This is a genomic window from Coprococcus intestinalis (assembly GCF_023656595.1).
Taxonomy (GTDB): Bacteria; Bacillota; Clostridia; order Lachnospirales; family Lachnospiraceae; genus Coprococcus_A; species Coprococcus_A intestinihominis.
Genome location: NZ_JAMOKJ010000004.1, coordinates 72,408 through 97,931, shown reverse-complemented (window position 1 = coordinate 97,931; position 25,524 = coordinate 72,408). Strand labels below are relative to the sequence as shown.

At 49.7% G+C, this 25,524-nt stretch carries 23 protein-coding genes and 5 pseudogenes; 1 reads left to right on the top strand and 27 read right to left on the bottom strand.

Annotated elements, in window-relative coordinates; all coding sequences use genetic code 11:
* Nucleotides 1–48 precede the first annotated feature (48 nt).
* The 20 genes and pseudogenes from NBH03_RS04605 to NBH03_RS04510 all read right to left on the bottom strand — a co-directional run bounded on the left by NBH03_RS04605 (nucleotide 49) and on the right by NBH03_RS04510 (nucleotide 19,967).
* Nucleotides 49–2,145, bottom strand: a complete 2,097-nt coding sequence (locus NBH03_RS04605; RefSeq protein ID WP_118660505.1) for a DNA topoisomerase 3 — start codon at nucleotides 2,143–2,145, stop codon at nucleotides 49–51.
* A complete protein-coding gene (locus NBH03_RS04600; RefSeq protein WP_170158610.1) occupies nucleotides 2,142–2,843 on the bottom strand; it encodes a DUF4366 domain-containing protein in 702 nt (233 codons plus the stop codon). Before NBH03_RS04600 ends, NBH03_RS04605 begins: the two co-directional genes overlap by 4 nt.
* The gene (locus NBH03_RS04595; RefSeq protein ID WP_118592089.1) at nucleotides 2,833–3,090 is read right to left on the bottom strand and encodes a DUF4315 family protein; all 258 of its coding nucleotides are present in this window, start codon (nucleotides 3,088–3,090) and stop codon (nucleotides 2,833–2,835) included. The genes NBH03_RS04600 and NBH03_RS04595 overlap by 11 nt, the downstream gene beginning before the upstream one ends.
* Before the next feature lie 33 nt (nucleotides 3,091–3,123).
* The gene (locus tag NBH03_RS04590) at nucleotides 3,124–5,178 is read right to left on the bottom strand and encodes a CHAP domain-containing protein (RefSeq protein WP_118660503.1); all 2,055 of its coding nucleotides are present in this window, start codon (nucleotides 5,176–5,178) and stop codon (nucleotides 3,124–3,126) included.
* Between the two features lie 35 nt (nucleotides 5,179–5,213).
* Nucleotides 5,214–6,095 carry a DNA-methyltransferase gene (locus NBH03_RS04585; protein WP_118660501.1) on the bottom strand — a complete coding sequence of 294 codons (882 nt, stop codon included), beginning with the start codon at nucleotides 6,093–6,095 and terminating at the stop codon, nucleotides 5,214–5,216.
* A pseudogene (locus NBH03_RS04580) lies at nucleotides 6,092–6,358 on the bottom strand (VirB4-like conjugal transfer ATPase, CD1110 family); the annotation flags it as partial. The pseudogene NBH03_RS04580 and the gene NBH03_RS04585, both read right to left, overlap by 4 nt.
* A gap of 117 nt (nucleotides 6,359–6,475) precedes the next feature.
* On the bottom strand, nucleotides 6,476–8,266 hold the full coding sequence (locus NBH03_RS04575; RefSeq protein ID WP_118420158.1) for a reverse transcriptase domain-containing protein: 1,791 nt from the start codon (nucleotides 8,264–8,266) through the stop codon (nucleotides 6,476–6,478).
* A 529-nt stretch (nucleotides 8,267–8,795) separates the two neighbouring features.
* A pseudogene (locus tag NBH03_RS04570) lies at nucleotides 8,796–10,958 on the bottom strand (VirB4-like conjugal transfer ATPase, CD1110 family); the annotation flags it as partial.
* Nucleotides 10,906–11,316, bottom strand: coding sequence for a PrgI family protein (locus NBH03_RS04565; RefSeq protein ID WP_035290041.1), 411 nt, complete (start codon nucleotides 11,314–11,316; stop codon nucleotides 10,906–10,908). The pseudogene NBH03_RS04570 and the gene NBH03_RS04565, both read right to left, overlap by 53 nt.
* Nucleotides 11,317–11,337: 21 nt before the next feature.
* Nucleotides 11,338–12,207: a VirB6/TrbL-like conjugal transfer protein, CD1112 family gene (locus NBH03_RS04560; protein ID WP_250797544.1), complete on the bottom strand. Its 870-nt coding sequence runs from the start codon at nucleotides 12,205–12,207 to the stop codon at nucleotides 11,338–11,340.
* A gap of 17 nt (nucleotides 12,208–12,224) precedes the next feature.
* A pseudogene (locus NBH03_RS04555) lies at nucleotides 12,225–12,308 on the bottom strand (Maff2 family mobile element protein); the annotation flags it as partial.
* Between the two features lie 90 nt (nucleotides 12,309–12,398).
* Nucleotides 12,399–14,069, bottom strand: coding sequence for a recombinase family protein (locus tag NBH03_RS04550; RefSeq protein WP_008394601.1), 1,671 nt, complete (start codon nucleotides 14,067–14,069; stop codon nucleotides 12,399–12,401).
* Nucleotides 14,070–14,267 carry a hypothetical protein gene (locus tag NBH03_RS04545; protein ID WP_002595176.1) on the bottom strand — a complete coding sequence of 66 codons (198 nt, stop codon included), beginning with the start codon at nucleotides 14,265–14,267 and terminating at the stop codon, nucleotides 14,070–14,072.
* A 242-nt stretch (nucleotides 14,268–14,509) separates the two neighbouring features.
* On the bottom strand, nucleotides 14,510–15,847 hold the full coding sequence (locus NBH03_RS04540) for a virulence-associated E family protein (RefSeq protein ID WP_008394605.1): 1,338 nt from the start codon (nucleotides 15,845–15,847) through the stop codon (nucleotides 14,510–14,512).
* Complete coding sequence (locus tag NBH03_RS04535) at nucleotides 15,816–16,460, bottom strand: CHC2 zinc finger domain-containing protein (RefSeq protein WP_025544160.1); 645 nt, start codon at nucleotides 16,458–16,460, stop codon at nucleotides 15,816–15,818. The genes NBH03_RS04540 and NBH03_RS04535 overlap by 32 nt, the downstream gene beginning before the upstream one ends.
* A gap of 66 nt (nucleotides 16,461–16,526) precedes the next feature.
* On the bottom strand, nucleotides 16,527–18,101 hold the full coding sequence (gene mobQ, locus NBH03_RS04530; protein WP_008394607.1) for a MobQ family relaxase: 1,575 nt from the start codon (nucleotides 18,099–18,101) through the stop codon (nucleotides 16,527–16,529).
* Between the two features lie 186 nt (nucleotides 18,102–18,287).
* Complete coding sequence (locus tag NBH03_RS04525) at nucleotides 18,288–18,626, bottom strand: helix-turn-helix domain-containing protein (RefSeq protein WP_003509323.1); 339 nt, start codon at nucleotides 18,624–18,626, stop codon at nucleotides 18,288–18,290.
* Nucleotides 18,627–19,151: 525 nt separating this feature from the next.
* Nucleotides 19,152–19,448: a DUF3847 domain-containing protein gene (locus NBH03_RS04520; protein ID WP_005927679.1), complete on the bottom strand. Its 297-nt coding sequence runs from the start codon at nucleotides 19,446–19,448 to the stop codon at nucleotides 19,152–19,154.
* Nucleotides 19,441–19,782: a replication initiator protein A gene (locus NBH03_RS04515; protein ID WP_005927681.1), complete on the bottom strand. Its 342-nt coding sequence runs from the start codon at nucleotides 19,780–19,782 to the stop codon at nucleotides 19,441–19,443. The genes NBH03_RS04520 and NBH03_RS04515 overlap by 8 nt, the downstream gene beginning before the upstream one ends.
* Nucleotides 19,779–19,967, bottom strand: coding sequence for a hypothetical protein (locus NBH03_RS04510; RefSeq protein ID WP_005927683.1), 189 nt, complete (start codon nucleotides 19,965–19,967; stop codon nucleotides 19,779–19,781). Before NBH03_RS04510 ends, NBH03_RS04515 begins: the two co-directional genes overlap by 4 nt.
* A gap of 483 nt (nucleotides 19,968–20,450) precedes the next feature.
* Here NBH03_RS04510 and NBH03_RS04505 point away from each other — a divergent pair.
* Nucleotides 20,451–21,041 (top strand): annotated as a pseudogene (locus NBH03_RS04505) (helix-turn-helix domain-containing protein); the annotation flags it as partial.
* Here the strand turns inward: NBH03_RS04505 and NBH03_RS04500 are convergent.
* From NBH03_RS04500 to NBH03_RS04470, 7 genes and pseudogenes are all read right to left on the bottom strand, one after another.
* Nucleotides 21,007–21,891, bottom strand: a pseudogene (locus NBH03_RS04500) (DUF3658 domain-containing protein); the annotation flags it as partial. The pseudogenes NBH03_RS04505 and NBH03_RS04500 sit on opposite strands and share 35 nt — an antisense overlap.
* A gap of 29 nt (nucleotides 21,892–21,920) precedes the next feature.
* The gene (locus NBH03_RS04495) at nucleotides 21,921–22,298 is read right to left on the bottom strand and encodes a TnpV protein (protein WP_005927690.1); all 378 of its coding nucleotides are present in this window, start codon (nucleotides 22,296–22,298) and stop codon (nucleotides 21,921–21,923) included.
* Nucleotides 22,258–22,530 (bottom strand): helix-turn-helix domain-containing protein, encoded by a 273-nt coding sequence (locus NBH03_RS04490; RefSeq protein ID WP_002593556.1) that lies wholly within the window; start codon nucleotides 22,528–22,530, stop codon nucleotides 22,258–22,260. The genes NBH03_RS04495 and NBH03_RS04490 overlap by 41 nt, the downstream gene beginning before the upstream one ends.
* A 157-nt stretch (nucleotides 22,531–22,687) precedes the next feature.
* A complete protein-coding gene (locus NBH03_RS04485; RefSeq protein ID WP_116705496.1) occupies nucleotides 22,688–22,846 on the bottom strand; it encodes a Maff2 family mobile element protein in 159 nt (52 codons plus the stop codon).
* Between the two features lie 210 nt (nucleotides 22,847–23,056).
* Entirely contained in the window at nucleotides 23,057–23,269 is a 213-nt protein-coding gene (locus NBH03_RS04480; protein WP_005928546.1) for a hypothetical protein, read from the bottom strand.
* Nucleotides 23,262–25,049 (bottom strand): VirD4-like conjugal transfer protein, CD1115 family, encoded by a 1,788-nt coding sequence (locus tag NBH03_RS04475; RefSeq protein ID WP_118235265.1) that lies wholly within the window; start codon nucleotides 25,047–25,049, stop codon nucleotides 23,262–23,264. Before NBH03_RS04475 ends, NBH03_RS04480 begins: the two co-directional genes overlap by 8 nt.
* A complete protein-coding gene (locus NBH03_RS04470) occupies nucleotides 25,046–25,522 on the bottom strand; it encodes a PcfB family protein (protein ID WP_117853068.1) in 477 nt (158 codons plus the stop codon). Before NBH03_RS04470 ends, NBH03_RS04475 begins: the two co-directional genes overlap by 4 nt.
* Between the last annotated feature and the right edge of the window lie 2 nt (nucleotides 25,523–25,524).

Here is a 25,524-nt window from a genome sequence, read left to right as displayed (position 1 = left end):
TAGAGTGGCAGGGATTTTACGGAAGTGGGTACCCGCTTCCTATGCTTGCTATTCAAGTTCTTTGTCCTTTGAAATGGTTACTTTGTAATTCACATACTTGCCGCCCGTATCAGCTAAAAGTACCGTTCCGTCATAGGTTTTGCCTGTTTTCGGAGAGTACAGCTTTTTGACTTTTACCTTGCCGGATTTTAAGAGTGCTGCGGCAATCGACCGGGTAAAGACGGTTTTACGTTCCTCAAAGAAGCGGTCATTTTTCCACATGGTAAAGCCGCACTCTTTGTTGGAACAGTAGTAGTTTTTCTTTCCCTCATAGACCGGGGACTTGCAGCGGGGACACTTCCCAATCTCTGTTTTTTCTGTCTTGAAAAGCTCTTGTTTCTCACCCAACACGGAAGCGTAGGTTTTTACAAGCCCCTGTGCCATTGCTTCAATTCCCTGCATGAAAGCGGCAGGGTCGGCGTTGCCCTTTGCAATCTGCGTCAGATTGTTTTCCCATGCAGCCGTAAGCTGCGGAGAGGTCAGACTATCCGGCAGGACGCAGACAAGGTTTGTGCCGTCTTTGGTGGGAAATAGCTGCTTGCCCTTGCGCTCCACAAAGCCGCCTTTGACTAACTTTTCAATGACGGCGGCGCGGGTGGCAGGCGTACCAAGCCCCCGGCGTTCTGCGTCCGGGTCGGTGTCCTCATTCCCGGCGCGTTCCATAGCCGACAAAAGACTTGCTTCATTGTGGGGCTTCGGGGGCGTGGTGGCATGCTCTGTCACTTTTGCCGCCGGATTTTCAAAGGTCTGCCCCTCGGAAAAGTCCGGCACATCTAACACAAGCTCGTTTTCGTCGTCGCTGTCCGGCTTCTTTTTGAGGGTCGCCCGGTAAAGCCGTTCAATCTCTTTCCACCCGGCAGCGATTACCGCCTTTCCCTTTGCCGTAAATTCATGGTCGGCGCAGGAGAAAACCGCCGTTACCGCTTCGTAAACGTGCGGCTCTGCGGTTGCCATAAGCAGACGCGCCCCGGCAAGGGTCAGGATATTGCGCTCGCTTTCCGGCAGCGCGGTAAGGTCAGCCTTTGCAAGCTCCATAGTGGGAATGATTGCGTGGTGGTCTGATACCTTTTTACTGTTCAGCACCTTTGCAATCTCCGGCGAAAAATCCGCGCCCTCCATAAAGGAAAGTTTCTCACAAAGCACCTTGATAATGCCCGTCGCTGTTTCTCCCATGTCGTCGGTCAGAAATGCGCTGTCCGTTCTCGGATAGGTCAAGAGCTTCTTTTCATAGAGGGCTTGCGCCAGGTCAAGGGTCTGCTTCGCGGTGTACCCGTAAATACGGTTTGCTTCCCGCTGTAAACTGGTAAGGTCAAAGAGCTTCGGCGGGGCAATGGTTTTCTTTTCTTTCACAAGGGAAGTACAGACAGCCGCCGACGCTTCGCAGGCTGCTTTCAGTTTGCCCGCTTCATCAGCGGCGCAGATCTTCGCGCTTGCCGCTTCTGCGCCGGGGAGAGTAAGGCGCACATGGTAGTAGGTTTCTTTCTGAAAGCCTGTAATCGCAGCGTCCCGGTCTACAAGCATTTTGAGGGTCGGGGTCTGCACACGCCCCACGTTCAAGGTCTTTCCATACAGGCAGGAGAAAAGGCGGGTCGCGTTAATGCCGATAAGCCAGTCAGCCTTTGCCCTGCATAGTGCGGAATGGTAGAGGGCGTCGTATTCCCGCCCGTCCTTCAGATTGTCAAAGCCACTTCGGATTGCTTCGTTTTCCATTGAGGAAATCCAAAGACGGGTAAAGGGCTTCTTGCAGCCCGCTTGATGATAGACAAATCGGAAAATCAACTCGCCCTCGCGTCCTGCGTCGCAGGCGTTCACGACTTCCGAAACGTCGGCGCGGTGCATGAGGTCTTTTAAGATTTTGAATTGTTTTCCCTTGTCGGCAGCTACGGTGTACTGCCATTCCTGCGGCAGAATGGGTAAGCTGTCATAGCTCCATTTCTTGTACTGTTCCCCATAGGCGGCAGCTTCGGAAAGCTGTACCAAATGCCCGATACACCAAGAAATGAGGTAGCCGTTTCCCTCGATATATCCGTCTTTTCTGCCCGTAACGCCAAGGGCGGCGGCAACCGCCGCCCCGACGCTGGGCTTCTCACAAATCACAAGTTTCATGCTTCCTCGTCCTCCTGTTCGGTATCTGCGCTGTCAGCTTCTTCCTCCGGCTCGTCCTCGTCGTATTCGTCAAAATCAAATTCGTCAAGGTCGGTGCCGCCTTTTACGCTCTGCTTCGGTTTCATAAACTTAACGTAGTAGAGGGCTGCGCCGCCGCCAAGAAGTCCCACAACAAGGAAAATGAGAAGCCCGCCCATGCTGTTTTTGGGTTTCTCCGGCTCTGCGGGTGCTTCCGGCTCGGCTTCCTTGCCTGTGCAGTTATTCATGGCTGCGGAGCAGACGGGGCAGGCGGTGTTTACTTCGCCCGCCTTGCATTTCTCGGTACAGTTGCAGACAGCCGGGGGCTGCTCGGTCTGTTCCTCCCCGATAATCGCCATAAGGTCGCTTTCGTCTACTTGATTTAGGAAGTGGACGGAATTTTCGCCCTCGGCTGCCCGGTCAACGATAATGTAAAAATAGTTGCCGCCTTTGCTTTTCACGACGATAAACTGCTTATCCTCGGCAGCGTCCCCGTCGATGTCGTCCACAAGGGTCATGTTGCCCTCCGGGGTAAGGGGCTGCGGTTCGGTTTCCACGATTACGCCGCTGTCGTCGGTTTCCTCTGTCGGGGTCTGCGCGTAGGCAGTAACGGAAAAGCCGCCCACAAGGACAAGGGCGGCGCAAAGTGCGGTAATGCTTGCAAGGATTTTATTCTTCATCTGCATTGTCCTCCTGTTCGTCATAGTCTGTGGGCATAGGGGCAATGCCCGGAATACCGTTGCCGGAAAGCATAGCGGTAAGCTCCTGCGGGGTCAGACGCATAGCGCGTACAAGCTGCACGATTTCAAGGTTTTCCGCTTCGGTTTTCTGTGCTTCCAGTCCGCGCAGCTTGTTCTGATACTCCGTGATTTTCTCACGGGTCTTTTGGATTTCCTTTTCAATTCTTTCGATTTTACTCATTGCCATAAATTTTTTCTCCTTTCGATTTTCAAAAATGTGTCAGTTCCAGTTCATCAGCCCGTACCCTTTGATACAGGCATAGTCAAGGGGATAGCTCTTAATCTTGCAGGCGTCGCCGGAATTGCCCTCCACGGTATAAACGCGGTTTGCGTCCCTGCCGATAACAAGCCCTACATGGTCTGCGCTTCCGTCTAAATCCCAGTCAAAAAAGATAGCGTCACCGGGGGCAATGTTCTCATAGCCCCGCGCGCCCCATTGCCCGTGAGAGGTAAACCACGGAATACCCTGCGACTGGCAGGCGGCAAAGCGCGGCTCGGAAAGTCCCATTTGCCCGTAGCACCAGGACACGAAACAGGCGCACCATTCCACGCGGGAGTTGAAGCCGTACCAGCTCCAATACGGATAGCCGCCCACATTTCCGACTTGCTGCTTTGCAAGGTCAACGATAGCGGTATTACCGGGGCGCGTTCCGTTTACAAAGTCCACGCCGCTTAAATCCTCGGACGCGGAAGTGTCGGGAGAGCCGCCGCCAAAGATAAGGGGCTTGTTCCCGCTTGTCTGCAAGTACACCCGGTACATTTCCAGTTGTTCCGGGGGCAGATTATTTTCCGCAATGGTGGATAGCGGGGTGTTCGTCATCTTGACGTTTAAGATGTAATACTCATAAGGCACTTGTACCGTATAGGTGTCCGTATGCTCGTTGCCGTCCTCGTCTGTCCATGTGTCGGTGCGTTCTTCCTCCCGGTAGCGTATTTCCACTTCCTCGGTCAGCGTCAGCTTGTATTGCTGATTGAAAATCCGTTGTAATTCGCTCTGTACCTCGGCGCGGGTGTAGCTTTGGTATTTTGCGGTCAGATAGGACGCTAATTCGTGGGGGTTATGCCCGATATTTGCAAGGTCATAGCGGTACTCGTCATAGCCGGGGTGGGTGCTTTCGATAGCGTCAATCTCGTTTTGCAGCCCGCTTTCCAGTCCGGCATAGGCATTTTCCACTTCCACAAGGTCGCTGTCCTCGGAGGTATAAGACGTTCCAAGCACGCCGTTTAACGTGCCGGAAAACATTGCACCACAAGAGGACAGCCCGGACAGAAGCATAATGAAAAGTAGCAGCGCCCCGACAGCGATTGCCACGCCCGCCGGGTGTCTTGCCACAAACGCCGCTGTCTGCTTCGTTTTCTCGGCGGCTTTGGCTGCCGCTTTGCGGGTGCGTTCCGCTGCGCCCTTGATACCCTTTGCAGTATTGCGGGCTTCCTTTGCATACTGCTTTTTAATCTGCTGTTTCTGCCAAAAACGGGAAATAGGGTTAGAGGTAAGCTGTGGGTTATCATGCAGGGTCTTATGATACTGAAAATCCACGTTTGCCTTGAAAGCAGCTTTTTCAGCCTTTGCCGCTTCCCGGTAGGGTTTCAGCTTATGGTTGCGGTAGCCCTGCTTGATTTTCCGCGCCCCGTACTTCAATCCCCGTTCTGCGGCTTCCTCGCTCTTGTGTGCGCCCTCCACGCCGGAATTATCCTTTTCGACAGAATGGATTTTGTTATGTACCAAAATCCCGGCTTCCTGTGTGGGGCGGGATAGCGGGTTGTGCTTCTCCTTAAATCCGGGCGGCTTGTCCTTTTCCTCAAAGTGCAGGCGGGTCTTGCCTTTCCCGGTGGTTTCGTCAAAGGTGCGCTCTTTTACCAGTTTCTTTTCTTTGGGGATAGCTGCCTTTGCCTTATCCAAGCGGTCGGCGGCTTTGTCGGATTTCTTGATATACTTTTCAAGCTCCGGGGCAGCGCGTTCCTCGTCGGTAAATTGCAGCCGGGAAGATTTCGTCCCGGCGGTAGCTTCCGCCTGTGCCTTTCGTACCGCTTTTTTAGACGCTTTGCGGGTATGGGCGGCTTCGATATGCTCCATGACGCGCTCCGTTTTGCCTGTGTCCGCTTTGGGGGCAGCTCCCGGCACATGGGGCAAGGGAGAAGTCGGGGAAGCTGCACCTTGTAGCTGTGCTGCCTGTTGCTCCGGGGATTTCTGAAAATCCGCGTCCTGCGTCCGCTTGCTGATACGTTCCGTGTCTCCCGTGGTCTGATTTTCTGCGATAGCCCCGTCGCGGGTCATTTTCTGCGTGATTTTATCACGAGGTTTGTATTGCTTTATGGTTCTGCACCTCCAATCCGCGCCCCTGCAAGGGCGCAATACTCGGCGTTCAGTTCAATGCCGATATAGCGGCGGTCAAGGCTTTTCGCTGCAAGCCCGGTGGTGCCGCTTCCAAAGAAAGGGTCAAGGACAACGCCGCCTGCCGGACAGCCCGCCAGTATGCACGTTTCCGCGAGCTTCGGGGGATAGGCGGCAAAATGCCCGCCCTTATACGGTACGGTATTGATAAGCCAAACGTCCCGCTTGTTCCTTGTGGTCGGCATAAGAGCGTCGTCATAATAGCCGCCGCTGCGGGTTTTATTGATACCCTGTACCTTGCCCTGTCCGGGTATTTCCTCGGCATATTTGTGTCCTGCGCCGCGCCCCTGCCGGTACCGCGCAGCCGTTCCCGGCGCAATCGGCTCTGCAATGGCGGCAGCGTCATAGTAATATTTCTTTGATTTCGTCAGTAAAAAGATATGCTCATAGCAGCGGCTCGGTCGGTCGCGGCAGCTCTCCGGCATAGGATTTTCTTTCAGCCAGATAATATCGCTGCGTAAATACCACCCGTCAGAGCGCAGGGCAAAAGCAAGCTGCCACGGAATACCGATTAAATCCTTTTGCTTGCAGCCCGCTTTCATGCCTGTGCCGCAGTAAGTGTCTGCGATATTCAGCCAAAACGTCCCGTCGTCTTTGAGTACCCGGCGCAGCTCCCGGAATACTTCTACAAGCCTGTCAATGTACTGCTCCGGCGTGTCCTCCCGTCCAATCTGTGCGTCAAGCCCGTAGTCCCTAAGTCCATAGTAGGGCGGGCTTGTGACGCAGCAGTTCACGCTTTCACTCGGCAGCTCCCGCAGGGCATAGAGGGCGTCGCGGTTGATGATTACGTCCGTTTTCATGGCTTGCTCACTTCCTCCGGCTTTGTCGTAAGCAGACGGTAAAGCTCGGTGTCGGTTGGGAAGCGGTCAATGAACGGCAGCACCACATTCCCGTAAAAGATAAGCCCCTCGCCTGCTTCGGTGTGGGTTACATACTTCATCTGCTGCGGGGAGATGTTAAGCTGCTTTGCAAGGATAGCCCGGTCGCCTGCGGCTTGATTGAGCATGAGGACAAAATCGGAGTTTTCAAAGATATTCTCGACTTCGCGGCTGCTTAAAAGGTCGTAGGGTAGGGTAAAGGCGCCTTGCCGCCGTTGGCGGTAGGTTTCCTACACCCTCCCTCGGAACCGGACTTACTCCTCTCGAAGTATCCGGCTCCCCATTAGTAATTAACGTATTGATTAGTGTCTGTGTATTCTTTCATGGCACTTGCTACAAACAACAAGCGTTTTTCGCCGCTTCTTTTTCATCACGGTTTCCCAATCAGAATTACCCAATTCGTTTAAGTTCCGTATAACGTGAACCTCATACAAATCGGCTTCTTTACACCCACATAGTTCACAAACTCTGGCATTGAGCCGTTGTCTAATAGTGGTTTTCCAGCTGAATTTCTTTCTCTGATAAATGATGTCACTCGCTTCGCCACGCTTACAATCTGCGATTTTAACAGGGCGAACACGTTTTGTTCCTGCTTTAGTTTCATAAGGGACAGACCATGTTTTCCCGTCTTTATACTGGCGAATGATTTTGCGGATACTGGTTTTGTGCTTATTAGCAATCGTCTTTAAGCAACTGTACTCCATAAGATAGCAGAAGTAGTCCAGCGTGTGATAATCACAAGCCAGATTGTAATAGTTGCATAATCCTCTTGCTTCGGCATTGTACTGTTCCACAATCTCATAATCCGCAAGGTTGAGAAGTCCGGCTCGGTGTATCGGCTGAAACTCCCCGTTTTCCTTTTGGCGAATGACTTTCTTTGCAAACATGAATTTCTCAATCTTTTCCGTATGGGGAACAGACAGGGCAACTTTCATGTGCAGGGTACGGGATTTTCTCCACGTTCCGTTTTTCATTCTGTGACCTTTGACTTCCTGATTTCTGCGGACGCAAATATCATATCCAATGAAACGGACTTTTTCGGAGCTGTGCGTTATCAGCGTCTTTTCCTCGCTTAGAGTTAATTTCAGCTCTGTGCTTAGAAATTCAGCGATTTCGGCTTTCAAGTCCTCACATTCCGCTTTTGTGCCGCACACACCTGCCAGCCAATCGTCCGCATAACGGACAAAAGTGAACTTCTTGTTGTCGGCAGGTTTGCAGGGCAGATTTCTCATAGCTTCCTTCTGTGCCCTATGCTGGTCAATCAGTTCTTGTCTTGCCGCTTCATCAGCGGTATGGTCAATCCAATAAGACAGTCTTTTTAATTCTTTGCTTGCCGCATGATATTCCGGTGTCTGATATGCAGACCTCGGCTTATCAAAGCGTTCTGCGATTTCCCGAAACTTCTTGTCCAGCTCATTCAGATAGATATTTGCAAGTATTGGAGAACAGATACCACCCTGCGGGGAACCGCTGTAAGTGGCGTTGTATTTCCAATTCTCGATATACCCAGCTTTCAAAAACTGGCGAATGATGTTCAGAAAACGACTGTCCTTGATTTTCCTGCTCAAAATCTCAATCAATTTTTCGTGATTGATGTTATCAAAACAACCTTGTATATCGCCCTCGATAAACCAGACCACGCCTGTGAAGTCAGAAGAAATCTGACGGAGTGCGGTATGACAGCTTTTACCCGGTCTGAAACCGTGGGAGTGGCTGTCAAAGACAGGTTCATAGATAGCTTCTAAAATCATTCTGACAACTTCTTGCAGGAGCTTGTCACGGAAAGACGGGATACCCAGCGGACGGAGCTTTCCGTTTTTCTTTGGAATATACTCACGCCTTACAGGATTGGCTTTGTAGGTTCCGTCCTTTAGTGACTGGATTAACTCTTTTACATAGAAGTCACTGAAACCGTCTGCGGTATCGTTGTCGATACCCTGTGTTGTTGCACCTTTGTTTGCATAAAGTTTCTGATAGGCGGCGTAGTAAATATCTTCACGAAGTAAGTATCTGTAAAGTCTTGTGAATACGCCGTCTTTGTGTTCGCTGGAACACTTTTCAATACGCTCTAAAATTTCAGATGTTGGTTTCATTGAGGTTTCTCCTCCCTTTCATTCTTACATTTTAGATGTTACTAACTGGCTCCCTTCGCCATGTAAGGGTCGTTATCCCTCTCGGACTACTATGGAGCCTCCGTTACCATATCCGGCAAATGAGCCAGACTTAGGCAATCCCCAGTTAGCACTGTGCATAGGTTAGTGAAGATTGTCGGATATGCTTTCGGTTCGTTGTGACGTGTTCTCACGCCTGTTTCATAACGTGTTGGCAGTTGTCCCGCCGTGAAAGATGACGTGACAGCGTTATGACATGGGTTTCAGGACTTTTCCCACACCTGCAAAAAACAGGAACTGGAACCTTACATTCGATAAACCCAATCTTATCCTCATATCTTCTTAACATTAGAAAACAGTCGCACCTAAGTCCTTTGGTGACTATTCCTTTTTCTGCCATGCGCTGTTCCCGTAAAGGATTTCTCCTTAGTCGGTAAGGCAGATTGTTTCGCACACTGCCGTGTGCGGCAGTACCTTAGACTGCTTTGCACAGCGCCCTATCTGGGCGCACTTTGACGTTCTGTGTGATTGCCGTCGGTATGCCGCCCCATTTACGAAAACGCTTCCAAATCTCCACGGAATAGGCTGCGGTCTGTTCCTCTTTCAAAAGCAAATGAAATTCGTCCATATAGTAACGGGTTGCCTTTTTCTCGGCGCGGTTTACGGTAACGCGGTTCCACACCTGGTCTTGCACAATGAGCATACCTAATTTCTTGAGCTGCTTTCCAAGCTGCTTAATATCAAAGCAGACAAGGCGGTTAGAAAGCTCTACATTCGTTCTGTGGTTAAAGACGTTCAGACTTCCCGAAACATAAAGCTCCAATGCCGCCGCAATGCGGGCAGCTTCCGGCTCCGGCTGTTTCAGCAGTTCGTTGTAGAGGTCGCCCAAGATAGGCATTTTTGCCGGGTCGGGGTCAGCAAGGAAAGGTCGGTACACATTCCTAACGGCGCGGTCAATGACGGTCTTTTCCACGGGCTGCAAGCCCTCTTTGCCGCCGATAACAAGCTCACAGAGGGAAAGGATAAAGTCGGATTTCAAGGCAAGCGGGTTGTCGTCCTCGGAGTAGTTTAAGTTAATATCCATAGGGTTCACATACTGGGGCTTACCGTCCATGCCTTTTCCGGCAGGCGACAGGCGTATCACTTGCCCGCCCAATCGCTGCACAAGGGAAAAATATTCTGCTTCCGGGTCGCAGATAATAATATCGTCGTCAGTAATGAGAAAGGCGTTTGTCATTTCCCGCTTTGCCGCAAAGGATTTACCGCTTCCCGGCGTTCCGAGGATAAGCCCGTTGGGATTTTTCAGTTGCTTGCGGTCGCAGAGTATCATGTTATTTGACAGCGCATTTAAGCCGTAGTAAAGGGCTGCGCCCCGCTGAAAAAGCTCCTGTGTGATGAACGGGATAAAAATAGCGGTGCTTGATGTGGTAAGCCCTCTTTGAATGGGGATAAGGTTCTCTCCAAGAGGGATAGAGGACATAAAGCCCGCTTCCTGCAAATAGTCAAGGCGGGTCAGAGCGCAGTTATTTTTCTGTGCAAAGCCCGCCGTAGCAAAGATGTCATTATCCAGTTTCCGTTTTGTGTCTGCCATGTTTACCACAAGGAACGTCAGCAGAAACATTCGCTCGTTGCGGCTCTGTAAATCCTGCAACAGATTTTTTGCTTCGCTGCCGAAAGTAGCAAGGTCGGACGGAATTATATCCATGTCATACCCGCTGCGTACCGCTTTTTTCTGTTCCTCAATCTTCATCTTGTCGAGGTCGGTTATCTTGCGCTTGATAGTCTTGATTGCTTCGCTCTGGTCGATACTGCGGATATGCAGATTGACGATTATCCCGTTTTCAAGGTCGAGAATGTCCGAAAGCATACGGTCATTCAGCTCCGGCGCGAGGATTTCAAGGAAACTAACCGCACCGAGCTTACGCCCCATGCGGAATGTGCGCCCGTCGCCAAAACGGAACGAGGACGGGGCGATAAAGTCCTTTGTGGTAAGCCCCGACGGTACAAGCCAGTCCCAAGAGAAGCGGAACGGCTCGCCCTCCGGGTGGAAAATCCCATGCAGTACGTTCAAGCGTTCCTGTCCGTTCATGGGGCGGGCTGTTACGCCAAGCACCTTAAAATTATTGAGTACGTCGGTTTCGATACGGGAAAGACGTGCTTTTGCCGCCGCAAGATTGTCCGCTTCAATGGAAAAGGTAATGTACTTGCATTTTTCCAGTCCGTTGTTGCCTTTTTCAAGCTGGTTTTTCAGCATATCCGCGTACTCCCTGCGGATAGAGTTAAAAGCGTCGTCCTGCGCCGGAATTTCGATAGCCGCCTGTGCCTTTTCCTTTCTTGCGCCCTGATTGATGAAAGAGAGCTGCACCAAAACGGAAGCGTCAAAGTAGTTGAGAAAATCGCACCAGTTTTCAAAAATGGCGGTCTTATCATCTGCCTGTGCAAGCTGATAGTTAATATCTTCAAAGACAAGGCTTTTACTGTATTTCTTTTCCGTTACCCTGCAAATCCCGTCCGGGTACATCTGCAAGTAGGGAATGGTCTGTTGTGCGGTGTGGGGCTTCCCGTCGCCCTTTGCCGCCTGTATCACGGCGGCGATTTCTTTCTTTTCTGCGCGGGTCAGCTTACGCTTCACGGGATTTTTTACCGCGCGGGTCATGGTTTTTCGTTCTGCCATTGACAATAGCCGATACCTCCTTTTCCAGTTTTCGTTGTTTTTCTATGACGGCATAAAAATTTTCCGTCTGATAGGGGCGTTCCTTTGGTCGGATAAACTTTGTCTGAATGACGTTCTTTATCACGACTTCAAGGGGCTGCCCGTGTTTTTCATACATTGCCAAGAGGAAGCAGGGAAGCATAACGACAATCATTGCAAATGCCGCCATGCTTGTTCCCGCGCTGTCTTTGAGCAAAAAGAAAAGCGGTAGTCCCATAGCGAGGGCTGCCGCAAAACATATAATCTGCCGCTTTGTCAGATTAAAAGCGACTTTCGTTTTGATTTTTGATAAGTCTTTGGGTACGGGTACATACGCCAAGTGAAAACCTCCTTTCGGTCTTTAGTGGGCGTTAAAAATTGACTTCGCAAGTGTGCCTGTTTTGAATAAAGAGAAGCACAAAATCACGGTGTAGGCTGCAAGGGAGAATATCGCGCTGTGTAGGTTATCCGCTACAATCATGCTGCCAACCAAAACCGCATAAATGCCGACGCATATCATTATGAGGAAGCCTTGAAAACCGAGGGCGAACAGGGCTTTTAAGTAGTTGTTGCCTATCTGCCCCCACTCTCTGTTGGTCATAGTTGCAAACGGGATAGGCGATACCGAACAGTAAAGGTAAATTTCTATCATTCTGCCGTACAGAATAACCGTGATAAGCACCGACATGATTTTCATGCAAAGGCTCACAAGGCTTGTTTCCATAACGAGCAAAAGCAGTTCGGGGATTTCCATAGCGTCAAGTCTGGCTTGCATGGACGAGAGGGCGGCGTCAACGTCGATATTCGTATTGCCGCCGATCACGCCCGCCGCGCCGGAAACAACGTGCTGCGCCATATCGAACACCGCCATAGTGATAGTAAAGGTGTGGGTAACGAGATACACCGCTACCCACGCCTTGAAAAACCACTTAAAGAACATGAACGTGTCAATATCGTGCATATTGTTCTTTTCCGTTACCATGCTGATAAGCTCCACGCATAGAACGTAGGTAATGACAAGCCCCGCAATGGGTACAATCACATTTTCCGATAAACTCTGTATCATGGAAAATATGCCTGCGTTCCACCCCTGCGGGGTCTTGCCTACCTCTGCGGCGATAGTTCCGACTTTTTCGTTTACGTCCCCGAACATAGTTGACAGATTACCGTTAATGGCTCCAATGAGGATTTCCTTTATCCATTCGTTAATCGCGTCAAGTATGCTCTGCATAGGCAGTTACCCGCCGCTTAACCGAACAGGCCGGAAAGCAGAGGTACAAGGGTGCCACCGATAAGGGCAACGCCGCCGCCCGCCATGAGCTGTTTTATCCCCAATTAGGTGTAAAACTCTGCTCGATGGCGGGCGGCGGCGTACAAAAAATCTATATGGTGTTTTTAAGAGAACCGTCCCGGCGGGACAGGTCAGGCAGTGACCTGTTCCACCTCCGGGATGGGTTTGAGATTAAAATGAATTTCGATAGAAATGTGTCTTGTTTTATCTTCGTCAATGCGCTCATGCACGACGATTTCTTTGATTAAGCGGTTGAGGGTGGCTGCGTCCAACTCTGTGATGTTGGCATATTCCTGAATGGCTTCCACCCATTGTTTTGCGTCATTGGCAAGCTGGACTTCATCGGACAGCCGCTTTCTGCCCTCGGACACTTTTGTTTTAAGTTCCGTCTGCTCGGTCTGTGTCTTTTCCAGCATGGTGTTGAAGTTCTGCTCACTGATACGCCCTGCAATCATATCTTCATAAAGCCGCATTACCATTTTGTCCAGAACCTCAATCCGTTCCTCGTCCCTTGTAAGGGAGCGTTCCATTGCTTCCCGCTGTTCCCGCTGCTCGGCTTCACAGGTATTGGTCAGGCGGTCAGCAACCGCTTTCCCGTCCATCAGGGCAGCTCTGGCACATTCCCGGATTTTCCGCAGCACATGACTGTAAAGGGTGTCATAATCAATCCGGTGCTGGGTGCAGTGGTTCTTTCCAAAGGCATTGTAGGTCTTGCAGGAGTAAATCTGCTGGGGATGTTTTGCGTTTGTGTAGCGTACCGTCAGAGACTTCCCACACTCGCCGCATTTTATCAGTCCGGCAAACAGGCTGATTTCATTGGTCTGCCCCGGACGCTGGCGGGATTTCAGCTTGTTCTGCACAATGTCAAAGCTCATGCGGTCAATCAGCGGTTCATGCTGTCCTTCCACTACAATCCAGTCCTCCGGCTTCTTTTCCCCAATCGTGCCGATTTTGAAACGGTAGTCCTTTTTCTGGGAAGCAATCGCCCCAGTGTAAACGGGATTCATCAAAAGGTCTTTGATAACGGAAAAGTCCCACATATACCGCCCGTTTTCCGGGTCTTTCTTTTCCCATTTGGTGCGGGTATTGCGAAGCCCCCGTTCCCGGTTCCACCATGTGGGGCAGGGGATTTTTTCTTCCTCCAGCCGTCTGCGGATATAGTTCGGACCATGACCGTTTAGGGCATATCCGAAAATCAGCCGCACAATCGGGGCGGTTTCCTCGTCAATGAGCAGATGGTTTTTGTCCTCCGGGTCTTTCCGATACCCAAACGGGGCAAGACACCCGGTAAACTGTCCTTTCTGCGCTTTCAGAAGATAAGAGGAATGGACTTTCTTGGAAATATCCTTGCTGTACATCTCGTTCAGGATATTCTTGAACGGGGCGATGTCGTTGTTATCCCGCAGGGTGTCGATACCGTCATTCATGGCGATATAGCGGACACCGTTTCTTGGGAAAAAGTCCTCAATCAAATGCCCTGTTTGCAAATAGTTACGCCCCAGTCGGCTGAGGTCTTTCGTGATGACAAGGTTGATTTGCCTGCGCTCAATGGCTCTCAACATTCTCTGTAAATCAGGACGCTCCATATTAAGACCTGTGAAGCCATCGTCCTGATAGACTGCCACAACCTCCCATCCCTGCTTTTCGCAGTATTTTTCCAGCATATCACGCTGGTTTGCGATACTGGCACTTTCGCCTTGCAGGTCATCGTCCTTTGACAGCCTGCAATAGACCGCCGCACGATAGCCCCCGGCAAGTGCTGAACCGATTGTTCTGTATTCCATTTCGTTCATCATAGCCATTTACCCACACAATCCAGACGGTATCTGGCTCTGTTGAACCTCATCTTCATTATACTTCAAATCTTTCTTTTTAGCAAGATATTCTTTTGTATTTGTTTTGCCGTATTTCTGGGAAATCAGGCTGACGAACACATCGGTGGCGTCCAGTTCCCCGTCAAATACGGTTGTCACTTCAATCTTGGTCTTATTTTTCGCCATAGGCAGTTATCCTCCATACATGAAAATAGCCAGACAGAGAACGGTCGGCAACGAAGTCCGGCAACGGGCTTCAAAAGACCTTGCAAACAATCTCAATCTGGCGTTGATTACTATTTATACTTTTCTTTTATTTTTCTGTTGTTTTGGTTGTCAGAGAGGGAAAAAGCCCGGAAATAAGGGATTTTCCCCGGCAACCGGCTCGGCAACGGGATAGCAACGAAGTCGGCAACGGGCTGTCATTTTCAGAATGGAAGCTCCATCTGCTCTGTGACCTCCACAAAACCGTCCATAGATTTTTCGGGCGGGTTGTCGGTGTCCGTTGCCGGGATTTCACGCTCCCAGCCCTTTTGTCTGCCGTATTCCGCAAACATCCTCGGATTGGAAAAGTAGTTCCACCCGGTAATGCACTGGTTCATTATCTCGTTGATTTCCCGGATTTCCCATTGCTTCGGCTCATCAAAGGTGTGGTTTAAGGCTTCCTTGTAGAGCTGCTTGGAGCAGACCGTTTCCCCGGTGTACTTATCAAGGTAAGCCTGTATCATCCCGGCTTTGGTGTCCTCCGGCATAAAATCCCGCTGGTGTTCTTTGAGATACCGCTGCATGGCTGGGCTGAATGACAGCTTGAACATGCCGCTTCGGTAAATCTCCATTGCTTCCGCCCACATCTGGCTGATATAGGCTCTGGAAGCGGCTTCGTCCTCCAAAATGTGAACCTCGGCTTGCTCCGGGTACACCATGACCGGGATAAATCGGCGGTTGCCGGAACGGTCAAGGGGGAGAAAGTCAAGGGCGTTGGAAGTGCCGCCGAACACGCATTGACGGGGGCGGTCTGCCGGGTGAGTTTCATAGGGAATTTTGTAAACCTCTTTCTGGCGGCTTAGAAAGGACTTGATTTCCTCAATGCTCTTGGCATTGGCGGTTGCCATCATTTCCGACATTTCAATTATCCAGTGACCTTGCAGCTTGCGGTACACGTTATCATCGTCCAGCTTCCGCAAATCATCGGAAAACCACTCGTCCCGGACTGCCAGCAGCCGGAAGAAGGTGGATTTGCCAGCCCCCTGACCGCCTACCAGACACAGCATGATTTCAAACTTGCTTCCGGGCTTAAATGCCCTTGTAATCGCCCCCAGCATGAACAGCTTCAAGGCTTCATAGGTGTAATCGTCCACATCAGCTCCCAGAAAGTGCCGCAGACAGAAGCGGATGCGCTCAGTCCCGTCCCATGCAAGGCTGTTCAGAAAATCCCGGATGGGGTGGTACTTATTCTCATTCGCCACAATCCCGATGGCGGTTTCAATCTTTTTCTCACTGGTAAGCCCGTAGGTTTCCTCCAGATAGAGAAGCAGATACTTCATGTCCGTATCGGTCAGGGCTGTGCTTTCTCTGTGAAAACCGATGGGCTTTATGATGTCCTTGCGGTCGGTCAGGATGTTGTAGGCGATTGCCCCGGCAAGCACAGGGTCACGCTGGAATACGGTCAGGCAGTTCCGTATGCTCTGGCGGACGCCGCCTTTCTCGGTGGTTTCCAGAGTTGCCTTTACTTCCTCAACGCTCTGGGGCGGCTGCATGGCGTTCATGGTGTTTTTTAGTTCTTGCTGCGTCTGCGGCTGCAAGCTCTGCCATTCGCTGTTCAAGCTGTATCACATCCTTTCCGTAGTCCATAATCAAAACCGCTTTTTCCTCTGTCTCCCCGAACAGCAGCACATCCAGCAGATATTCCACATGGGCTTGCTTCTGCAAGGCTTCCACGAACCGGGGATGAAACGCTTCCTCCGGGGAGTGCGGGGCATAGTCGGTTTTCCATACCCGTAAGAGGTGTAGATAATCGGCAAGGACACGGAAGCAATGTGCCTTTGCTTCCCGGAACTGTTCTTCCGGGGATTTCTGCCGGGGCTTGGGCTTCCTTGCCCTGCCCGGTGGCTTCCAGTCCTCATAGGCAAGCCCGAAGTCACTCGCCAACTGTGCGGCGGCTTCCTTTTTCCCCAGCCCGTACAGGGCAGCTACAAAATCAATCACATCCCCATCTGCACCACATCCGAAGCAGTGGAAACGCTTGTCCAGCTTCATGCTGGGGGTCTTATCGTTGTGGAACGGGCAGCAAGCCATCCCGTTTCTGTTTACCCGGATTCCGTAATGCTCCGCAGCCTGTCTTGTCGTAACGGACTGCTTCACAGCTTCAAATACATTCAAATCAATTCCTCCTTGTAAAAAAGAAAAGGCACTTATCATTCTCAATCTGAAAATGGCAAGTGCCTGTTAAAGTTCCATATCCTGTTGTTTGTGTTTCGTCTGCGCCGGGGCGTTTTTCTGTGCTTTCTTCTCGTCAGCCTTATCCTGCAAGACTTCTTTGAGGGGCTGCTTCTTGGGCGGCTCTTTGCTTTCCTCTGTGCCGGGTGTGGCTTTCCGTACCCAGTAGCGGATGTCCCGCAGCTTCTTCAAATCTTCCTGCACCTCGGTCAACGGTACTTTCAAGTCTGCGATTTCGCCCACAAGCTTCGCCTGTTCCTGCAAAAGCTCCTTTTTCGTGCTGTCCTTATCATCCGGGTGCTTGGCAAGGTAGGCACTGGCTTTCTCAAACCGGGCAACCTCCGGGTGTTCCAGCTTGAATTTTTCCTTAGTTTTCTTGAAAAATATCTTCTGGTATTTCTCATAAACGGGCTTACATTCCTTACAGTCCGTCCGGGCGGCAAGGATAGCGTCAATCACGTTGCTGCGGGTTTCCTTTGGCTTCATCTGCTTTCGGTAGTCGGCGGCAGATTTCCCGGACGTTTCTATAAAGTTTTCCAAATCCTCCACGGTGGAAAGTCCCTTTCTCTGAAGATAGGACAGGGCTTCGCTGACTGCCTTTAAGTCTTTGGAAGTTCCACGGTTTTGTCCCGCCCGTGTCCAGTCGCTCCGTTCTGCCTTTCGTACCTCCATGTACTTCATCAACAGATTGGGAAGAAATACCGCTTCCTCCGCAGCTTTTTCCGCAAGCAGTTCTTTTCGTTTTTCACTAAGCTCGATAATCCAGCCTTTGAGATTTTTAATAAGCTGCCGGATAGACTTCATCAGGCTGTTGGCGGCTTTGATTTCCCGGTTCAGATTTCCGATGTTGGTCTGAATCCCTCGCTTTTCCATCTGCCGGACAGCAGCACCCTCATGGACGGTAGGGATAATATCAAGCCCCTGTCTTTCATAAGAACGGAGATCCACCCGCTCCGGGCGGTTGTTGGCTTCCAGATAGCGGTTCTGGATGATCTCCCATTCATGCCGCCAGATTTCACAATACTTGCGGTCGTTCCAGTCAACCGTATCTTCCTTGTGACTTTTCCATCTGCCGGACGGAAGTTTTATCCGTTCCCCGTTCTCGTCAAGGTCATAAACCTTGCGGCTCTTGGGAAGCCATTTCCCATGTTCATCCATTGCCCGCATAGTCAGCATGACATGAGCGTGAGGGTTTCCGTCCCCTTTGTCATGGATGGCAAAATCCACGCACATTCCTTTGGAAACAAACTGCTGATTGCAGAAATCCCGGACAAGGGCGGCGTACTGGTCGGGCGGTATCTCTCTGGGGATGGTAAGCACCCACCGCCTTGCAAGCTGGGAATTCCATTGCTTCTCCACCGCTTCGGCGGCGTTCCATAAAGTATTGCGGTCTGCATACGACCGTGGGGCATTTGCCGGAAGCAAGATTTCATTGTGGACGATACCACGCTTTTCCGGGTAGTGCTTCACTTCCTGATCGTATCCACAGAACAGCTTTTCGCCGCTCTGGTAGGCAGCGGCGGCAACCGCAGACTGCTGTTGGCTTCGCTGCACAATCGAGATTTCGTTGTGTGGACAGGGCATTTCGTGTCCCTCCTTTCGGTAATTGGTGGATGGGGTGGCGTTTTACCACCTCATTTGGGGCAGAAAAAAAGCAGGAGACCTTTTCAGATTTCCTGCTCGGTGGTGCCGCCGGTGGGCGGCTGGTATTCAGTTTTGAAAGTTCGGGTCAGGGTGGCCCGATGATGAAATAAAATATCTGCATGAAGATTATTCAACTTCTTTTAGTAATTCTTCAACAGAAATACCGTAAAGTTTTGCAAGTGCAAAAAGATTTGATGTGGAAGGGTCGGATGTTCCATTTTCCCATTTTGAAACAGCCTGCCTGCTAACACCAATCGTTTCAGCAACAAATTCCTGCGTCATTTTGCACTGTGTTCTGTGTACTTTGAGTGCTTCACCCAACGATTTCCTCACTACGGATTTTTCCTGCCGTACATCTTTTGAATGGATATATTTGAGTAATGCACGAACAATAAGGGTAAGCAAACCAACAAAGATACATAAGAAAATTATTCCAACGATTATCATAAATACGGTTACTTTCATTTGACCACCTCCTAATGTTGCTGTTGGCTTCATTTCTCTGTACGGATATATTTAAGCAATGCACGAATAACAAGGATAAGCAAGCCGACAAAGATACATGAGAAAACTATTCCGACTACAATCATAATGATGTTTACTAACATTTGGATGACCTCCTTTCTTTGTTGGCTTTATTCTATCTGAATTACCGTGTTGCTACCACCAACTATCAAGCAATTATCAGTTGCATATCGGTTGCACAATGATAGCGTTCTGTTTTTTGACCTTATTATACTAAATTACCGTAGATAAGGATAGCTCGACTGATTAAACTTGCTGGACGGGAACAGCTTGCAGCGCAAGGTGTTTCCGGGCGGCAAGTCCACAAAAGGGTAGCTGGCGACAGCCAGCGCAGGGGAAGCGTAGCGTCCCCTGTATGATTTGGAGCAGACCATGACTGCGGAAAATCACAGCCCTCCGGCGAGGAGCCTTCGGAGAACGCAATGCACCAACCTTTGGGTGGTGTATAATTGCGCCCTTAGTAAACTAAGGGGGTTCCGGCATCTCCCGTTCCAGCAGTTTTTTCAATAGTTCCTGCGTGTCCTGTCTGTGAAAAATGAGTTTCAACAACAGCATGACATCATCATCTGTCAGGCGTTCCGGCTCTTGCAGAAAACTTTCCAGCATACCGCCACGGGTACAGAGCCGGTGCGTCCGTTCCTTTCGGGTAAGCTGTTTCAACTGGTGCTGCAATGCCTTTTCATCATTGATGGCTTTCCGCAGTTTCTTTTCGCTTTTTTCCAACTCCCGATTGAGTTTTTCCAGCTTTGAGGTATCAGGCAAGGGCAGCGTCCTCCTTTCCCGGTATCAGCACATAAATCCGGTTTGGTTCTCCAATGCCCTGACGCACCCGCATGATAAGTCCGGCAGTTTCCAGTTCATTCAGAGAACGCTTGACCGTCATGGAGCTGCGGGACAGGACTGCGGCAATGGCTGTGACAGGGAAGCAGACAAAGAGGATTCCGTTCTCGTCCTCCTGCCCTTTGGAGAGCATAGCGTCCAGCATCCGGCAGTACATGACCTTTGCGGTGCTGCTGACTGGAAATCCTGTCAACGCTCTGGGAAAAGGCATACAGGGCGGCAATGGTGTGTCTATCGTCATAAATTCAAAATTCATTCTGTGTGTTCCTCCTTTTTCTTTGCTCGTTTGGATAAATAACAGGGGCAGTCAATCACAACCGCCCGGAAGCTCTGCTTGCACCCATGCTGGCATTTCCGGCATAATTCGTTGTAAGTGACACGCCCCCGGTCATTGAGGTAAAAGGAAAGCTCATACTTCCTCTTTTTGCTCATTCTCGGCATATTGCGCTTCCTCCCGTTTTAGTGTATGGTTTCGGGGCGATTTTCGGTAAAATTACAGCCATAGAGCCGCTTAAAATCTCCCGAAGTATCAGCGATAGGGTAGACTGTCCCCCTATCAGATTGTTGTGTTTCGGTATCATTTCGGTGTCAGTTCGCCAGTTCTCCCCGGTGTCGTTCCTCCCCTGAATCTCACAGCGGCGTATCGCTCCCTTTGGTACGCTCGTTTTGGTCAGGGTTCCTCCATATCCCTGCCAAAATTCATGGCGCTACATCGCCGGGGAAGCATATCCCACACAGGCTGGTCATTCGATTGGAATAATCCATCGATGAACTACCTGTATCATAGAACATTTTTGTGCCCTGTGCCGTATGTCCACAAAGTAGGAATTAAGGGTAAAAATCAGAAATTTCCACGATTACGGAAAGTGTGATATAATCCAGATAAGCGGCAGCAATGAAACCGTTGGAAAGGAGCGTGTGCCCATGAAAGGAGCAACAAGCATACAGGAACGCCTTTGGGAACTCCGCAAGGACAAAGGCTTAAATCTGGAAGAACTATCAAAACTAACGGGTATTTCTAAATCAGCCCTTGGCAGTTATGAAAAAGAAGATTTTAAGGAAATCAATCATGGCAACCTTATCACGCTGGCAGACTTCTATGGGGTTTCCGTCGATTATCTGCTGTGCCGGACAGAGAACAGGGAGCAGATCAACACGCCACTGACGGAGCTGCATTTGAACGATGAAATGGTTGCACTTCTGAAAAGCGGTCGGATCAACAACCGTCTGCTCTGCGAACTTGCCACCCATAAGGACTTTATCAAGTTTCTTGCGGACATTGAGATTTATGTGGATGGGATTGCCACCATGCAGATTCAAAACCTCAACACCCTTGTCGATACTGTCCGACATGAAATCATAGAACGGTATCGCCCTGGCGAAGATGACCCACATTTGAAAGTGCTGCAAGCCGCCCATATCAGTGATGATGAATATTTCAGCCACATGGTTCTGGATGACCTAAACCTGATTATCCGGGATCTTCAAGCATTTTATCAATGCGATTGGAAATCCATACATCACTAATTCCAAGTTGATATTTTCCTAAAACATTACCTATGACAATAGCCATTTTGAATTGCTCTGGCTGTTCCGCAATTTCACGAAGAATGAAACTATCATATATATCTTCTGAAACGCTTTGCAATTTACCATTTAACATTGCACGCAAAGGTGCATTTTCATTTTGAAGTTGATTCCATTTCATAGCACAAGCTGAAAGAAATACAGGATTAGCTTTCTCTTGTAGAGTTATATAGTTTCCCCATTCGCCAGGAGAGACCTCGCCCCATGCTATTTTGGATGTCATAGTATTTTCTTTTCCATATTCCCATGTAGGTAACTTAACCAAATAAATTGTTGTCTGGCAGTTTAAGGGTTGAAGTTGTTTCATAAGCCAATACATACCACAAAGCTCATCTGGATTATAGCTATACCAAATGCGAATTTCTTCCCCAGCTACATATCGTTCAATCACTGAGGTCAATGTAGTTTTAATTTTCTGTATTTTTTCTTCAACCTGATAATCTAAATCCTCTACAAAGCAGACAGACAGCATTTTCTTGAAAACATTTTTCCGCTGTTCGCCAATTCCATTATCAGAAATATCTCCCACACTAAGAGCCATATCAAAACAATAAACATCACAGCTCTTGCCTCCCAATGGAATAGCATTCTCCCAAGCAATGCGTTCTTGTTCCTGTGCTTGAAGCTGTGCTTTTTTCATTTCATCTGAAGATGGAACACTCCCGTCTTCATGCCTCATAAATATTGAAACAGCACTTCCTCTATACTTTCCCTTGCCGTAAGTTTGGGCAATTTTCAAACTTCCACAGGCACTTTCACCAAATACAATTTCAATCATCTTATATACCTCCGATTTAATTGCTCCCGTTATGAATAAATCATCTCATGCAAAACAATTTCTTCTGCCCGGTTATGAATGTTATTGCAACGCTGCACCCATTCCATTTGGTGGGTACGCTTCAATTCCTCGGTTACGCCCTCGGCAGTTTTCATCTGCTCCATGATGGTGTCTAACCGTTCCTGTGCCTGTTCGTTCAGGTCTGCAAGATATGTCCACAATTCCCCGGTCAGTATCAATGTATTCAATCTGGCTGGGTGGACTTCCCTTAAATATTCCCGGTGCATCCGTCCGTACTTTCCGATAGGGCGGTGTTCCTCCGGCAGTTTCAAGTCCGGGATGTAATAATCTCCGACAAGGATATAATCAATTCCGTTTTCCGTTATTCTTGGTTTCAATTCGCTCATGTTCCTTACCTCCTGTGGAAGCAGGCTCGTCTGGTACTAACTCAATCACATCGGTAATCTCACAATTCAGCGTTTCGCAGATACGGGCTAATGTATCCATGCTGATGTGCTTTCCCTCTTTGCTCATGTTGGCAATCATATTTGTTGTCATACCAGCGGCAAGCCTTAAATCCTCTTTTCTCATATCACGCTCTAACAGTGTGTGCCAGAGTGGCTTATAGCTGATGTGCATATTGTTTTCCTGCCTTTCTATCTATACCACCGGGGCGGCTGCCCCGGCAGGAACTTTTCTCTTATTATAGCACCAATCTTGTGAAATCACAATTTATTCTTGTAGCCTGCCGCTGATACCGTCTGGATTGTGCTTTTCCTTTCGTTTTTTGTTCCAACTAATTAGCCATGAACTGCTTCATGCCCTGGCTTTTTGCACCTGGGTTGTCATTTCCGTAGCCCTCCAAGAGGTTGATAACGCCCCAAATGCCAAGACCTGCTCCGAGAGCGATAACGAGTGTCTGTAAAACGCCTACTGCGCTGTTGAAAAATGCCATAATATAACTCCTTTCTGCCGCTGTGCGGCTGCCCGAAAAAGGGCATAAAAAACGGCGGTCAGTTTTCGATAACTGCCGCGGTCATAAGTCCCCGCGCTGCGTTTGTTGCTGCGGCGCGGCGGTATTCAGTTGTAAGGGTGCGGCTTCCTGCCGCGATACGCGCAAGGAGTAGGGGCGCGTACCATGTAGCCCGTGTTTATTATTTTTACTTTAAGCTCCCTCCTTTTCAAAAAGTGGTGTGTAGACAGGCATAATGCCGTACTGCCGTTCCCGGACAGCTTCGATATACTTGATATAGGAAATACCTGCCTGTCTTGTCCTGCGTTCCTGTTCCCGCTGCATTTCCTCGGCAGCTTCCACAAGCCCGCTGATAGCCCGGATTAGCTGCTGTTTTGCCTTTTTCTTTCTGATACGCTTATTCATTTTCTGTGTCCTCCTGCAAATCTGCTTCGTCAACTTCGTAATAGTCAAATACCTCGTCCGGCTTTACGATTGCAGGACGGCGGCGCAAGTGCTTTTCCATGTCAAAGGCATTTTTCTTGTCAAAGTCGGAAAGGTACTTGTACTTCGGGTGTTTGGTAATATCGTATTTTTCGGAGAAGAACGGACGCACCCCGCGTAGTTGCAAGATACATTTCCCGCCGTCCATGACCGCAATTTCATCTTCGCTCATAAGCTGCTTGCCTAACTTCTGATAGTTCAGCCCGTGGGAAAGCTCCCGTCCTCTTGTTTCGGAAGTGTTGAAGCTGTCAATGGTTTCTTTCCCCAAGATTTCCGACATTTCTTTAAGGGTCGTTTTCTCCTTGCCGCCCAAGAACAGGGTCGTATCGCAGTTGCCGACAATGGTATCGGCGTTGTCCTTGTAGATAGCCTTTAGCTGCGACTGGCTCTGCAAGATGATGGACGCGGAGATTTCGCGGCTCCTTATCGTGGCAATGAGTTTTTCAAACTTCGGTATCTGCCCGATATTTGCAAACTCGTCAAGCAGACAGCGCACATGAACAGGTAGCCGCCCGCCGTACACATCATCTGCCTTGTCACAAAGCAGATTGAAAAGCTGTGTGTAAAGGATTGATACAACAAAGTTAAAGGTGTCGTCGGTGTCGGAGATAATAACAAAAAGCGCGGTCTTTCGGTCGCCTAAGGTGTCAAGCTCCATTTCGTCGGTTTCCATCAGCTCGCGCAGTTCCCGAATGTCAAAGGGGGCAAGACGCGCACCGCAGGAAATGAGGATAGAGCTTCTTGTTTTTCCGGCAGACAGCAAAAACTTCTTGTACTGGCGCACCGCAAAATGTTCCGGGTCTTTTTCCTCCAAGCGTTCAAACATGAGGTCAACGGGGGATTGAAATTCCGGGTCGTCCTCGCGGGCTTCCGACGCATTTATCATTTCAAGCAGCGTCGTAAAGTTTTTCTCATTCTCCGGGGCTTCGTACCAGATGTAGCCGATAAGGGCGCAGTAAAAAAGCCGTTCCGATTTCACCCAAAAATCCTCGCCGGATTTTTCCCCGTCGCCTTTGGTGTTGGCGATAATGGTATTTACCAGTTTCAAAATATCCTTTTCGCTGCGCAGATAGGCGAAGGGATTGTACCGCATGGATTTCTTGAAATTGATGGTGTTTAGCACTTTGATTTTGTACCCGCCCCGCTGCAAGAGCTTCCCGCACTCGATTAAAACCGTTCCTTTCGGGTCAGTGACTACATAGCTGCTGTGCATTTGCATTAAGTTGGGCTTTACAAAAAACCTCGTTTTGCCGCTGCCGGAGCCGCCGATGACAAGTACATTTTTGTTTCGTGCATATTTCGGGTGCTTCGGGCGGCTTGACATCATCAGCCGTTCGGTCTGCGTCAGCAGCACGTTATTTTCAAAAATGGGGTCGATATACGGCTTTATATCCTCGGCATTGCCCCAACGTGCAGAGCCGTACTCCATGCCCTTACGGTATTTCTTTGCGTTCTTGCCTTTCACATAGACCGCAAGCCGGATAACGACAGCCCCGACAATGCCGATAAGCAAGTCCATAGGGGCGAAACTCGGCAGGGCATTTGAAAAGGCGGCAGAAAAGCCGCTGCCAATGGAAAGCAGCTTGCCGGAGAGGTCAGCCCCCGGAGAGAGCCGCACCGCCTGTCCGACTTTATCAAAGAGATACACAAAGAGCAGATAGGGGGCGTTTAGGATAAGCAGCTTCTTGATATTCGGCTTCATAGCGATACCTCCCTGTCCTTGTGTTTTGTCTTTTGACGGTTCGCATTAAGCTGCTTTGCTGCGTCCCGGAATGTGGCAAGTGCCTTTCGGATAGAGGGCTTTTGCTCCTGTGTCAGCTTCTTTGCGGAAAACTCCTTAAAGGCTGCGGTCAGAGCGTCCGCGTCCCGCCCCTTGAAAAATACAAGATAACGGGGCGGCGTTTCGGTGCTGTCTTTCTTTAGGGCAAAGTCGATACCGTATTTTTTTGCCGTCTGCTCAAAGGCTTTGATATTGCCCTCGGTTATCTCAATGTTGGAAAGCCCCGCGTTCTGCTTCGCAAGCTGCTTTAGGGTCTGCTTCCCGTGGGGCTGTTTTTCCTGCTGCTTTTTTGCCTGTGCAAGCATGGCTTTGATTGCCTTTTGCAGCATTTCAGCGGTCAGCTTTGCTCCCTTGACAGAGAGCGCAACCACTTTTTCGTTGATTTCATCTTGCAATG